Origin of the sequence: Variovorax sp. OV084, from assembly GCF_900111625.1 — a bacterium.
Taxonomy (GTDB): Bacteria; Pseudomonadota; Gammaproteobacteria; order Burkholderiales; family Burkholderiaceae_C; genus Variovorax.
In genome coordinates, this window is sequence record NZ_FOII01000001.1 from 876,576 (window position 1) to 889,557 (window position 12,982).

At 68.0% G+C, this 12,982-nt stretch carries 11 protein-coding genes; all 11 read left to right on the top strand.

The features are described 5' to 3' along the window. The first annotated feature begins 7 nt into the window (after positions 1 to 7). The 11 genes from BMW87_RS04270 (at position 8) to BMW87_RS04320 (ending at position 12,972) form a co-directional block, all read left to right on the top strand. Entirely contained in the window at positions 8 to 2,341 is a 2,334-nt protein-coding gene (locus BMW87_RS04270) for a polysaccharide biosynthesis tyrosine autokinase (RefSeq protein WP_093074420.1), read from the top strand. Continuing rightward, the gene (locus BMW87_RS04275) at positions 2,338 to 3,042 is read left to right on the top strand and encodes a sugar transferase (RefSeq protein ID WP_093058351.1); all 705 of its coding nucleotides are present in this window, start codon (positions 2,338 to 2,340) and stop codon (positions 3,040 to 3,042) included. The genes BMW87_RS04270 and BMW87_RS04275 overlap by 4 nt, the downstream gene beginning before the upstream one ends. A 79-nt stretch (positions 3,043 to 3,121) precedes the next feature. Further along, positions 3,122 to 4,120, top strand: a complete 999-nt coding sequence (locus BMW87_RS04280; protein ID WP_093058350.1) for a GDP-L-fucose synthase family protein — start codon at positions 3,122 to 3,124, stop codon at positions 4,118 to 4,120. A gap of 34 nt (positions 4,121 to 4,154) precedes the next feature. Then, a complete protein-coding gene (locus tag BMW87_RS04285; protein WP_093074422.1) occupies positions 4,155 to 5,480 on the top strand; it encodes a hypothetical protein in 1,326 nt (441 codons plus the stop codon). Between the two features lie 11 nt (positions 5,481 to 5,491). Then, positions 5,492 to 6,589, top strand: coding sequence for a glycosyltransferase (locus BMW87_RS04290; RefSeq protein WP_093074424.1), 1,098 nt, complete (start codon positions 5,492 to 5,494; stop codon positions 6,587 to 6,589). Continuing rightward, positions 6,586 to 7,545 (top strand): hypothetical protein, encoded by a 960-nt coding sequence (locus BMW87_RS04295; protein ID WP_093058347.1) that lies wholly within the window; start codon positions 6,586 to 6,588, stop codon positions 7,543 to 7,545. The genes BMW87_RS04290 and BMW87_RS04295 overlap by 4 nt, the downstream gene beginning before the upstream one ends. A gap of 45 nt (positions 7,546 to 7,590) precedes the next feature. Continuing rightward, a complete protein-coding gene (locus BMW87_RS04300; protein ID WP_093074426.1) occupies positions 7,591 to 8,523 on the top strand; it encodes a hypothetical protein in 933 nt (310 codons plus the stop codon). Positions 8,524 to 8,543: 20 nt separating this feature from the next. Further along, complete coding sequence (locus tag BMW87_RS04305) at positions 8,544 to 9,803, top strand: lipopolysaccharide biosynthesis protein (protein ID WP_093074428.1); 1,260 nt, start codon at positions 8,544 to 8,546, stop codon at positions 9,801 to 9,803. After that, positions 9,800 to 11,047: a glycosyltransferase WbuB gene (locus BMW87_RS04310; RefSeq protein WP_093074430.1), complete on the top strand. Its 1,248-nt coding sequence runs from the start codon at positions 9,800 to 9,802 to the stop codon at positions 11,045 to 11,047. The genes BMW87_RS04305 and BMW87_RS04310 overlap by 4 nt, the downstream gene beginning before the upstream one ends. Positions 11,048 to 11,075: 28 nt before the next feature. After that, positions 11,076 to 12,200, top strand: coding sequence for a UDP-glucose 4-epimerase GalE (gene galE / locus BMW87_RS04315; protein WP_093074432.1), 1,125 nt, complete (start codon positions 11,076 to 11,078; stop codon positions 12,198 to 12,200). Next, positions 12,193 to 12,972 (top strand): LuxR C-terminal-related transcriptional regulator, encoded by a 780-nt coding sequence (locus BMW87_RS04320; protein WP_093058343.1) that lies wholly within the window; start codon positions 12,193 to 12,195, stop codon positions 12,970 to 12,972. The genes galE and BMW87_RS04320 overlap by 8 nt, the downstream gene beginning before the upstream one ends. The last annotated feature ends 10 nt before the right edge of the window (positions 12,973 to 12,982 follow it).

The following is a 12,982-nucleotide window of genomic DNA, read 5'->3' on the forward strand; positions in this document are numbered from 1 at the left end:
GAATCCCATGAACGCGCGTTGGCAACCTACGCTTCCCGCACCCGCGGCAGCCCCCGTGACGGTGCTCGAGACCACCGCCTGGACCCGGGAATCCCGGTTCCATGAATACCTCGACATCCTGATCGACAGCCGCTGGCTGATTGCCATCATCGCGGCGCTGGCCCTGCTGGTGGGCGTGGGCTATGCGCTGTTCGGCCAGCGCATGTACGAGGCCAACATCCTGATCCAGGTCGAGGATCCCGATCGCTCGGGCGGCAACTTCCCTGGCGACGCCAACGGCGGCGGGGGCATCAGCGTGAAGACGTCGACCGCCGGCGAGACCGAGATCCTGCGCTCGCGCATGGTGCTCGGCCAGGCCATGGAGAACACCAAGCTCTTCATCAGCGCCAAGCCGCTCTACACGCCGCTGGTGGGCGAGTTCCTCGCGCGGCATTCGAGCCATCTCTCCACGCCAGGCATCTTCGGCATGGGCAACTATGTCTCGGGCACCGAGCAGATCGCCGTGGCGCAGATGGACGTGCCGAGCGCGTTCGAGGGCAAGAAGTTCACGCTGATCGCGGGCGAAGGCGGCAACTACACCCTGACCAACCCCGACCTGGAAACGCCCCTGAACGGCAAGGCCGGCGTGCCGCTCGACGCCACCGTGCCCGGCGGCGCGCTGCATCTGCTGGTGGGTTCGTTCGAGGCCCAGCCCGGCGGCGCCTTCGAGCTGGTGCGCCATTCGAAGCAGCTCACCCTGCTTGGGCTGCAGAAAGACCTGCGCGTGGTCGAGAAAGGCAAGCAGTCCGGCGTGATGGACGTCAGCCTGCAGGCCGACAACCGCGGCCAGCTGGCCAACGTGCTCAACGAGATCTCGCGCCTGTACGTGCGCCAGAACATCGACCAGAAGACGGTGCAAGCCGAGCGCGCGCTGTCCTTCCTGGGCACCGAACTGCCCAAGTTCAAGCAGCAGCTGGAACAGTCGGAAGACGCCTACAACCAATACCGCAACCAGAACGGCACCATCAACCTGGACGACGAGGCCCGCAATGCCCTGGCGCAGAACGTGGACCTGCAGGCCAAGCTGCTCGATGCAAAGCAGAAGCGGCTGGACCTGGTGGGCCGCTTCACTTCCGCGCACCCGATGGTGCAGACGCTGGATTCGCAGATCGCTTCGCTGAAGAAAGAGCTCGGCGCGGTCGACGGCCGCATCCGCCGCATGCCCATGCTGCAGCAGAACTCGCTGCGCATGCAGCGCGACATCAAGGTCAACACCGACCTCTACGCGACGCTTCTGAACAGCTCGCTGCAGATGCGGCTGGCCAAGGAAGGCAAGGTTGCCAACGTGCGCGTGCTCGACCAGGCCCTGCTGGCCGAGAAGCCCGTGCGGCCGAAGCCGCTGATCGTCATCGCACTGGCGCTGGCGGGCGGCCTGTTCCTCGGCGGTGCCGCGGCGCTGGCGCGCAAGAACCTGAAGCGCTCCATCGGCAGCCCCGAGGACATCGAGGCCGTCACAGGCCTGAGCGTGTACAGCACGATTCCGCTGAGCACCCAGCAGCGCGTGCTCGACCGCGCCATCCGCACCGGCAAGCCCGGCGTCAAGGTGCTGGCGGCGCTGCACGTGGAAGACCCGGCGCTGGAAGGCCTGCGCCGCCTGCGCACCACGCTGCAGTACGCGATGCTGGGCGCGCCCAACAACCGGGTGCTCATCTCCAGCGCCACGGCCGGCGCGGGCAAGACATTCGTGTCGTCGAACTTCGCCACGCTGCTCGCATCCTCGGGCAAGCGCGTGCTGCTGATCGACGGCGACCTGCGCCGCGGCAGCCTGAGCGAGGAGTTCGGCCTGCAGCGCAAGAACGGCCTGTCCGACGTGCTCGCCGGCGGCGTGCCGCTCGAGCAGGGCATCCACCACCGCGTGCTGCTGAACCTGGACGTGATGAGCGCGGGCACGCTGCATCCCGACCCCGCCGGCCTGATGGCCAGCGACGCCTTCGAGCACACGCTGGCAACGCTGTCCGCGCGCTACGACGTGGTGATCGTCGATGCGCCCCCCACCCTGCTGGCATCGGAGACCGCCGCAATGGCGCCGAACATGGGCACGCTGCTGCTGGTGGCCCGGGCTGACAGCAGCGAGATGGGCGAGCTGGTGGAAAGCGCCAAGCGCCTGGCCCACGTGGGCGCGGCCTTCCACGGCGTGGTGTTCAACGCGGTGGACACCTCGCGGCGCCAACACCGCAGCTATGGCTACGGCTACTACGGCTATGCCCCGGCCACGACAACACGCAGCGAACCCCACTACGCGCTGGACACGGCCGACACCGTCATGCCCAAACGCATCGAACCGGAGCACGCAACATCATGAGCACGCTTCGATCGACCACCCCCGCAGGGCGAGGAACAGGCAGCGCGGCGGCCAACACTGCCGCGTACGGGCCGCTCGGCGGCTCGCCCTGGCTGCGCCATGCCAAGCGCGCGGCCGACATCCTGATGGCCGGCTCGTTCTTCGTTTTCTTCGGCTGGGCCTACGCGCTCATCTGGCTCGGCGTGCTCTACACCTCGGGCGGCCCGGCCATCTACATGCAGCCGCGCTACGGCAAGGACGGCCGCGTCTTCAAGTTCTACAAGTTCCGCTCGATGGTGGCCGACGCCGACGCAGTGCTGGCGCGCCACCTGCGCGAGAACGAGGCCGCGCGGCGCGAATGGGCGATCTACCAGAAGCTGGTGCACGACCCGCGCATCACCCGCTTCGGCGCCTTCCTGCGCAAGTACAGCATCGACGAGTTTCCGCAGTTCTGGAACGTGCTCAAGGGCGACATGAGCATGGTCGGCCCGCGCCCCTGCATGTTCACGCAGAAGGACCTGTACGGCGACTACTGGGACCACTACTGCGCCGTGCGCCCGGGCATCACGGGCCTGTGGCAGATCAGCGGGCGCAACGAGATCAGCTACCGCCGCCGCGCCGCGATGGACGCGGAGTACGTGGCCCACCTGTCGCTGTGGCGCGACCTCGCGATCCTGCTGAAGACCTTCGGCGTGGTGACCGGTGCGCGCGGGTCGCGCTAGCCGCGGCCATCACCGCTTCTCCCGATTTCTTTCGATTTCGTCTCCCTCGAACTTCATCAACCTCTTCACGAAAGCTCATATGCGTATCTTTGTTGCAGGTCATCGCGGCATGGTGGGTCAGGCGACGACAAGGCGCCTGCGCGAACTGGGCCACGACGTGGTGACGCGAACCCACAGCGAACTCGACCTCCTCGACCAGGCGGCCGTGGCCCGTTTCTTCGCGACGGAGCAGATCGACCAGGTCTACCTGGCGGCGGCGAAGGTCGGCGGCATTCACGCCAACATGACCTACCCCGCGCAGTTCATCTACGAGAACCTGGCGATCGCCACCAACGTGACGCACCAGGCATTCGTTTCGGGCGTCAAGCGGCTGCTGTTCCTCGGCTCCAGCTGCATCTACCCACGCATGGCAGAGCAGCCGATCCGCGAGGAGTACCTGCTGGGCGGCAAGCTCGAACCCACCAACGAGCCCTATGCGATCGCCAAGATCGCGGGCCTCAAGCTGTGCGAAAGCTACAACCGCCAGTACGGCGCCACGCACGGCATCGACTACCGCAGCGTGATGCCGACCAACCTGTACGGTCCCGGCGACAACTACCACCTTGAAAACAGCCACGTGGTGCCGGCGCTGATCCAGCGCTTTCACCTGGCAAAGATCAGCAATGCGCCCAGCGTGCTGATCTGGGGCAGCGGCCGCGCGCGACGCGAGTTCCTGTACGTCGACGACATGGTCGAGGGCTGCATCGAGGTGATGAACCTGTCGCGCGCCGAATACGACCGGCAGACCGACGCGATGCGCGGGCACATCAACCTCGGCACCGGCGAAGACGTGTCGATCGCCGAGCTCACCGAGCTGATCCGCGACGTGGTGGGCTACACAGGCGCCATCCGCTACGACCTCGCCCAGCCCGACGGCGCTCCGAGAAAGCTGCTCGACGTGTCGCGCGCCAGCAGCCTCGGCTGGCATGCGACGGTGTCGCTGGCCGAAGGCCTTCGCCGCACCTACGCCGACTACCAGACGGCGATCCGCCCGGTCGAGGAAATCGACCCGATCCAGACGGCGCAGGTCGCCGCCTGAGCCACCCCGGCAGCCACACCACAGCAGGCCCACCATGCGAACCCTCTCCTTCTGGTCCGGCATCGTCTGCGCCATGCTGTGCGGCCTGGTCGACCCCGTGTGGGGCTATGCGGCGGTGTGCGCGCTGTCGCTGATCCAGCTCTCGCTGCTGGGGTCCTCGGGCTCCAGCGTGTTCCTGCTGATCCACTACGCGACGATCCTCACGTACTTCTCGATCGCGCCGGCGATGCAGATCTCGCACGACGTGGAGTTCTGGGAAGCTGGCGTGATGAGCACGGCGGCGCACACGCAGGCACTGATGCTCCTGCTGCTGTACATGGCCGGCGTGGAGGCCGCGCGGCTGGGCGTGCCCGACGTACCCGCGCACCTGCCCGGGGGGCATGACCGGCGGCTGGTCGGCGTGGCCCACCCTCTTCTTCTGCTGCTGAGCTGCTCGCTTGCGGCCTTCGCCACGCTGTTCATCAAGCCCGAGCTCAACTTCGTGGCGCGCGGCCTCACTGGCACCAGCGGCGGCGAAGAGAACGTGCCGATCGACTTCATCTTCTATTCCACGCTGCCCAAGCTGGTGGTGCTGATGTGCTTCGTGGCCCTGGCCATCCACGCTGTGCGCCGTCGCACGCTGTGGTCCTGGTGCGCGGCGGGCCTGGCGTTCGGCCTGGCGCTGGCTGCGGCCAACCCGGTGAACACGGCGCGGCAGGTCTTGCTGATCGGGCTGCTGCCTCTGCTCATCCACGCCCTGGGGCGCAGCCGGCGCTGGCTGCTCGGCAGCGTGATCTTCGGCTCCATCGCGGGCCTGGGCCCGGTGCTGAACCTGATCTCGCGCGGCAGCTTCTGGGGCGAGGAGCTCACGACCTTTCCGTTCAGCCAGGACTTCGACGCCATGTTCGTGGTCGCGGGCATCCTGGAGCGCGCACCCATTCCCGATCTCGGCTGGGGTCGCTACCTGCTCTCGGCGTTCTCGTTCTTCCTGCCGCGCGACCTGAAGATGTTCCCGGACTTCGACCCGCTCGGCTGGTCGGCCATCCTCGGCAACTTCTCGCAGAGCAACCTGTCGCTGCCGCCCTTCACCACGGCGTATTTCGACTTCGGACTGGCAGGGCCGGCACTGTTCGGCTATGCGATCTCGGCGGGCTTTCGCGTTGTCGACCGCGCCATCGATCCGAACCGGCCGCTGTCGGGCTCCTACCTGTCGGCGCTGGTGCTGCTCGCCGCCTACGTGCCGTTCATGCGCGGCCCGATCCTGGGCTGGGGACCGTTCGCGGTCTCGGGCCTGATCGCCGCCGTCATTGCCGGCGCCCTGAGTTCCCGTGCCCGCCGGCCGCTGCCGCGCGCGGTGCGGCACGGCCTTCCGAGTGCGTGAGGACATCGCTCATGGCCACCTACCTCTACTACGACACCGTGCGCCTGAACAAGGCTGCCGGCGGCGTGCTCAACGTGTCCGAGGTGCTGCTGCGCCACATGCGGATGTCGCAGGACGACCGCGTCGAGCCGGTCAGCGAGCGGCATCCGCGCATCTACGCGCTGGCGCAGCGCATGAAGATCAGCCGCTTCGTGCTCGACACGCTGCTCTACAACTTCCACTACCTGCGCGCGCTGCTCACGGGCGAGCAGCTGTTCTCGGTGTTTCCCAACTACTTCCTGCCGGTGACGCCGTTCGGGCGTCATCGCGATTCGATCGTCATCGTCCATGACCTGCAGTACAAGGCCTACCCGCAGTACTTCAGGCGCAGCAAGCGGCTTTTCCTGGACTGGAGCCTCTGGCGCGCGGCGCACAGCGCGGCGGATGTGGTCTTCATCAGCCGCAGCAGCCAGCTGGACTTCGAGCGCCATTTCGGCCACTGCGAGCATTCGGCCGTGATCTTCAACCCGGTGGACGCGCCCCGGGTCGCGGCAGCACCCACTACACCGGGTGCGGCAGCGAATGCGGCGCCGGGCGAGCGCTACCTCATCGCGGCCTACCACTACTACCCGCACAAGAACTTCGGCGGCATCCTCGCCCTCTTCGAGCGCATGAAGCGCGCGGGCCTGGTCGACTACCTCGACATCACCGGCAACGGCGCCGCCGATGTCGAGCGCATGGTGGCCGCGCTGGCGCCCGAGGTGCGTGGCTCGGTGCGGCACCGGGGGCTGGTGTCGCGCGACGAGCTGCTGCGGCTGTACCAGGGCGCCACCGCGTTCATCTCGCTGTCTACCTTCGAGGGCTTCAACCTCTCGGCGGCCGAAGCGGCAACACTGGGCGTGCCGCTGCTGCTGTCGGACATTCCGGTGCACCGCGAGCTGTTCACGGACTACGCCTTCTTCGTGGGCAGCGCTGCCAGCGACCCGTACCGGCTGGCCAAGCACCTCGCGCGCCACGAGCGCACGCATCCGGTGTGGGCCCATGCCACCGCCTGCGCGCCCGCGGCGGTCGCGGGACGCTATCTCATGCTCAAGCGCGGCGCGCTGTCGCTCGCCCGGGCCATGCCATGACGAAATGGCCGTTCCCCGCGATGCGTTTTCTTGCAGCGCTGCTGTTGCTGGCAGTGATGCCGCTGGCCGGCCGCGCACAACCCGCGGTCACATCGGCGGGCGCCCCGATGCCGGGCTTCGGCGTGATGGTGCATTACCTGCCCGACAAGCAATCGATCAACGAGATCAAGCGCTTCGACGTCGAGGCCTTCGCCTCGACGCTGGCGGACATGCGCGCCTCGCACTTGATCCTGACGCTGGGCCAGAACAACGGCCAGTACATCGCGCCCAATGCCGCGCTCGAAGTGCTCTGCCCGGGCAGCGCCGCGAACCGCTCGCCGCGCGACCTGCCGATGGAGATCGGCCAGGCGCTGCGCAAGCGCGGCATCTCGCTGATCCTCTACCTGCCGTTTCGTGCGCCGCAGGCAGACCCCGCGCTGATGGATTGCCTGGGCGACGTATCCGAGCAGGAGCCGCCGCCCGCGCGCTTCATCGCCGCATGGTCGAGCGTGATCCGTGACTGGTCGGAACGCTACGGCTCGCTCGTGAGCGGCTGGTGGTTCGACGGTACCTACAACACGAAGGGCATCACGCCCGCCGGCTGGGAAATGCTGTGCAGCGCGGCCCGCACGGGCGCCGCCAACCGCTGGCTGGCCTTCAACGCGGGCGAAGGAGCTGAGCGCTTCAGCGCCAAGTCGGCGCCCTGCCAGAACCTGATGGCCGGCGAATACATGCAGCCGCCCGCGCATCTCACCGCCCCGCCGTCGGAGCTGGCGCTGCACGTGCTGACACCGCTGAGCGCCTCGTGGGGCCGCGAGGCGCCGGCGCGCTTCACGGCGGCGCAGCTGCGCAGCTGGATTTCGGAAGCGGCCGCCGTGCGCGGCCTCTTCACGCTGGACATGCCCATCGACGCCGCCGGCCGCTTTCTTCCCGCGCACGTCGCGCTGATGAAGAGCGTTACGGCGCGCAAGCCCTGAGCACAAAGAACGCTGTCACATCCCGTCAACCCTCAACCAAGCGCCATGAACCCAACCCTGCCCTTCATCGTCGTGGAAGACCGCCAGAACAAGACCCTCGCGCTGTGCCGCGAATCGGCGGCGCTGGCCGGCGAGCCGCTTTTCGTGCTGTCGGACACCGACGCGGGCCCGGCCTACGAACGCTTCTGCCGGTCCTACGTGCATCTGTCGAGCAACCCGCCGGAGTTCGAGAAAATCTGCTTCCGGCGCTACTTTCTCCTAGCGCAGTTTCTGGAATCCCACCCCGAAGTGCGTGAATTCGTGCTGATCGACAGCGATGTGCTGCTTTTTCAGGGTGCGGCGCCGCATATCGCGCGGCTTGCGGGCAAGTCCGACTTCTCGGGTTCCTGCATGCAGTCCGCGGACGGCTGGAACCCCTGCCAGATCTCGCCCCATGTCAGCTACTGGACCGCGAACGGCCTGCGCCGCTTCGTGGCCTACGTGCTCGACAGCTACGCCACCCCCTCGGGCCGCAGGAAGCTGCGTGACATCGCGGGACGTTTTGCCGCGCGAGGCGTGCGCGGCGGCGTGTCCGACATGACCCTGCTCTATCTCTGGGCCCACGCCACGGGCAACGACGCCCCCATCAACCGGGTGCTCGACGGCACGGTCATCGACCACAACATCAACGGCATGCACAACCTCGTGCGGCGGGAGTTCAAGGTGCTCGGCGGCGCCAAGCGCATTGCATACCGCGATGGCAAGGCCTGGCTGACGAGCACCGCCGGCGAACTGACGCGCGTGGTGGCACTGCACTTCCAGGGCAGCGCCAAGATGGCCATGCCCTTCGCGCTGCGCGGCCACATGCACACCGTGGCGGCCGTGACCTACGCGCTGCAGATGGCCCGCCGCGCGAAGAACAACGCGTTCCGGGCCGGTGCATTCGTGCGCCGGCTGTTCGACACCGGCCGCGTATCCCGCGCCCCGGTCGGCAAGTAAGCGTGAAGCCAGCCGACGCCATGAAGCACTTCAGCCTGTCACTTGCTCCGCCCGGCGCGCGCATGGCCTGGCTGTCGGGCCTGGGCGCGCTTGCTTCGCGGCTGTATGTGTACCTGTCGGGCTTCCTGGCGATCTTCCTGATGGCGGCGAGCATTTCGCCGGCGCGCTTCGGCGAGTACTCCATCTACCAGTCGGTCATGGAAGTGGCGCTGGTGATGGGCACGCTGGGCAGCTCGCTGCTGTTCTCGCGCAATGCGGCGAGCGTGCCGCCGGGCGTGACGCGCGGCGACGTGGTGCGCACGCTGGCCATCGGCCTGCCGCTGGCCACGGTGCTGGTGACGGTGATCCTCACGGTACAGCACATGCCCGTGGGCGACGCGCCCTTCCTGCTGCTGGTGGCCACGCTGGCGGTCTTCTCGTTCAACAGCCTGCGTCTCTCGTTCAGTCGCGGCCTGGGCCACGCGGGGCTGCTCAACCTGGAGGCCGGCATCCGCGCGACCATCCTGGTCGTGGGCATCGGCCTGTGCGTGGCGGTGCGCTTCGACCTGGGCGTGGCGCACCTGCTGCTCATCAACCTGTTCGCCGTCGTGGTGGTGTGCGTGGCCGTCGGCCTGCCGGGCAATGGCGCGGCGCCACCGGTCGGGCGGGCCGCGCTCGGGCTGGCATCGCAGGCCGGAGCGACGGTGTATTCGCTGCTCATGTTCCTGCTGCGCAAGTCGGACCTGCTCATCGTGGCGTACTTCATGCCGCTGAGCTACGTGGGGGCCTTCAAGCTCGCGTTCCTGCTGGCCGAAGCGCCGTCGCAGTTCGTGCAGGCCTTCCTGGTCACGAAGACGCCCGCGATGCTGGAAACGGACGCAGGCAATTTCACTGCGGCCAAGCTGCGCCTAGCGAAGCATTCCTTCCTGCTGGGCTGCGGGCTCTTCGTCGGGCTGGCCGCCGTCATCTCGGTGGCCGCGCCGCTGCTCAAGCTGGGCAACGAGGCGCGCACCATCTTCATGTGCATTGCGCCGTACTTCCTGCTGCGCACCTACACGATCCACCACGAGATGGTGCTGTCGCTGAAGACCTCGATGGGCTCGCTCGGCGCCTGGGCGCTGGTGGAGGTTGCGCTGCGGCTGGCGTCATACGGCGCGGTGGTGATGGTCTTTCCGGACAGGCCGCACTACGTGTTCTTCATTGCCTGCGTGACCGACTTCGTGCTGTACGAGACGCGCATGCGCCTGCAATTCGGCTTCTTCCCGATCGTGCGCCTGCTGACGCGGAGGCAGGCATCGTGAAGATCCTCGTCTACTCGATGAACTTCGCTCCCGAGCTGGCCGGCATCGGCAAGTACTCGGGCGAGATGGCCGAGTGGCTGCACGCCCGCGGGCATGAGGTGCGGGTGATTGCGTCGCCGCCCTTCTTTCCGCAGTGGTCGGTGCTCGAGGGCTACTCGGCATGGGCCTACCGCAAGACCGACTGGAACGGCGTGACGGTCTGCCGCGCGCCCACCTGGGTGCCTTCGAAGCCTCGTGCGCTGGGGCGCATCGGGCACCTGCTGTCGTTCACGCTGTCGAGCATTCCGCTGCTGCTGGCGCAATTGCGCTGGAAGCCTGACGTAGTGTTCGTGGTGGAGCCGCCCATCTCCTGCGCGCCGGCCGCGCTGTGCTTCGCGAAGCTGCTCGGCATCCGCTCCTGGCTGCACGTGCAGGACTACGAAGTGGACGCTGCATTCGGCCTCGGCTGGTTGCGTGGCGAACGCGTGCGGCGCTTCGCCCTGGCCGCCGAGCGCTGGCTGATGCGCAAGTTCGACCGGGTGTCATCCATCTCTTCCACGATGTGCACCAAGGCGCTGGAGAAAGGCGTGGACGAATCGCGGCTGGTGCTGTTTCCGAACTGGGTCGACGTGGAAGCCATCCAGCCCGTTGCGCGACCGCCGGTGGCCGAAGGCGTGCCGGCGCAGGGCTTCCGGGCGGAGCTGAACATTCCCGCCGGCGCGGTGGTCGTGCTCTACGCTGGCAGCCTCGGCAGCAAGCAGGGCATCGAGCTGCTGGCCGAAGCGGCGCGCCTGCTGGTGTGCTCCCACAACATCCACTTCGTGTTCTGCGGCAACGGCCCGAGCCGGGCCTCGCTGATGGACGCCTGCACCCGGCTGGGCAACACGCATTTTCTCGATCTGCAGCCTGCCGAAAGGCTCAACGAGCTGCTGGGCATGGCCGACATCCACGTGCTGCCCCAGCGCGCGGATGCCGCCGACCTCGTCATGCCGTCGAAGCTGGGCGGCATGCTCGCAAGCGGCCGCGCCGTGATCGTGACCGCGCACGCCGGCACCGCGCTCAGCGAGGCCGTGTGGGGCCGCGGCGTGGTGGTCGAGCCGGGCGATGCGGCGGCGCTGGCCGATGCCATCGAACAGCTCTCCATGTCGCCCGAAACGCGCGAGCTGCTGGGCTCGGCCGGCCGCCGCTTCGCCGAGGCCGAACTTGACCGCAACGCAATCCTGCAGCGCCTCGAAGAGGAACTGCAGCGCTGCATCGCCGGCTGACGCGGCACCCCACACGAGGACCACGACCATGCCCAAGTCCACATCCGCACCCAGGGTCCTCGTGACCGGCGGCGCCGGCTTCATCGGCAGCCACACCTGCGTGGCGCTGATCGCGGCGGGCTACCTGCCGGTGGTGCTCGACTCGCTCGTCAACAGCGACGCGCGTTCGCTGCAGCGGGTGGCGTGCATCACGGGCGTCGAACCCGTTCTCGTGCGCGGCGACGTGCGCGACGCGGCGGCGCTCGACCGCGTGTTCGCGGCACACGGGATCGAGGCGGTCGTGCATCTCGCGGGGCTGAAGGCGGTCGGCGAATCGGTGGCCGACCCGGTGAGCTACTACGACGTCAATCTGGCTGGAACCCTGGCGCTGGTGCAGGCCATGAGCCGAGCCGATGTGCGCACTCTGGTGTTCTCCTCATCGGCCACTGTGTACGGCGACTCGCAGCCCTCGCCCATTGCAGAGAGCGCACCTTACGGCGCGGTCAACCCCTACGGCCGCACCAAGGCAATGGTCGAGACCGTGCTGGCCGACATGGCGCAGGCCGATGCGCGCTGGGGCATTGCCTGCCTGCGCTACTTCAACCCCGTCGGCGCGCACGAAAGCGGCCTGCTCGGCGAGCGCCCGCACGGCCCACCCAACAACCTGATGCCCTACATCTCGCAGGTCGCGGCCGGCGAGCGTGAATGCCTGGTGGTGCACGGCGACGATTACGAAACGATCGATGGCACCGGCGTGCGCGACTACGTGCACGTGATGGACGTGGCCGAAGGCCATGTGGCGGCACTGCGCCATGCGGTGCGCCACAGCGGCATTCTCATGACCAACCTCGGTACCGGCCGCGGCGCCTCGGTGCTGGAGGTTGTGTCGGCCTTCGAGCGCGCAAGCGGCCGTCGCATCGCCCTGCGCATCGGGCCGCGCCGCCCCGGGGACGCACCTGCCTACTGGGCCGACGCGCGCAGCGCCTTCCTCGCCTTCGGCTGGCGCGCGCGCCGCGACCTCGACCAGATGTGCGCGGACAGCTGGCGCTGGCAGGCCACGAACCCGCACGGCTTCGATGACCCGGCGCCGGCCCTTACCGCGGACCTCCCGCGCTTTCAGAGCAACGGCACCAGCACCCACATCAACTCCAACCTGGGACACACCCATGTCTGACAACCCATCCCCCTTTCTTGGCGAGCAGGCCGATGGCCGCTCGGGGTTTCCACCGGGCATCGTTCCGCCTGTTGCACCGCTCTGGCCTGGCTTCCTGACGGGGCAGGAAGATGCGCCGGTGCGCGTGCTGCTCGTGGATGACGACGAATTCATGCGCCGGGTGATAGCGCAGGAGCTGCTGTCGGACCTGCGCATCCAGCTCGAAGGCCAGGCAGGCAGCCTGCGCGACGGCCGCCGTCTGCTGGCCACGCACGAGTTCGACGTGCTGATGGTCGACCTGCGGCTCGGCGACGGCACCGGCTTCGACCTGATCCAGGAAGCCCGCGAGCAACATCGCACGGGAGAAATCATCGTGATCTCCGCGCTCGAGGACGAGTCGCACGTGCTGCATGCCTTCGAGCTGGGCGCCACCGGTTACCTGCTGAAGGACGCGTGGCTCCAGAGCTTCGCGCAGGCCGTGCTGCAGGTGGTCAACGGCGGCGCGGCCATCACGCCGCGGCTGGCGCGCCGGCTGCTCTCGCGGCTGAGCCACCGGCCCGACAGCCGCACGCCGCCGTCGGTGGAGCCGCCCCCGCGCGAAGCGACGCTGACGGCGCGCGAGTGCGAGATCCTGCGCTTCGTGGCGCGCGGCCATGTCACCGAGGAGATCGGCGTCAAGCTGGGCATCTCGGGGCAGACCGTCAACGCCCACATCAAGAACATCTACAAGAAATTGCACGTGCATTCGCGTGCCCAGGCCGTGAGCTATGCGGCGTACTCCGGCCTGATCTGAACCCCGCCCT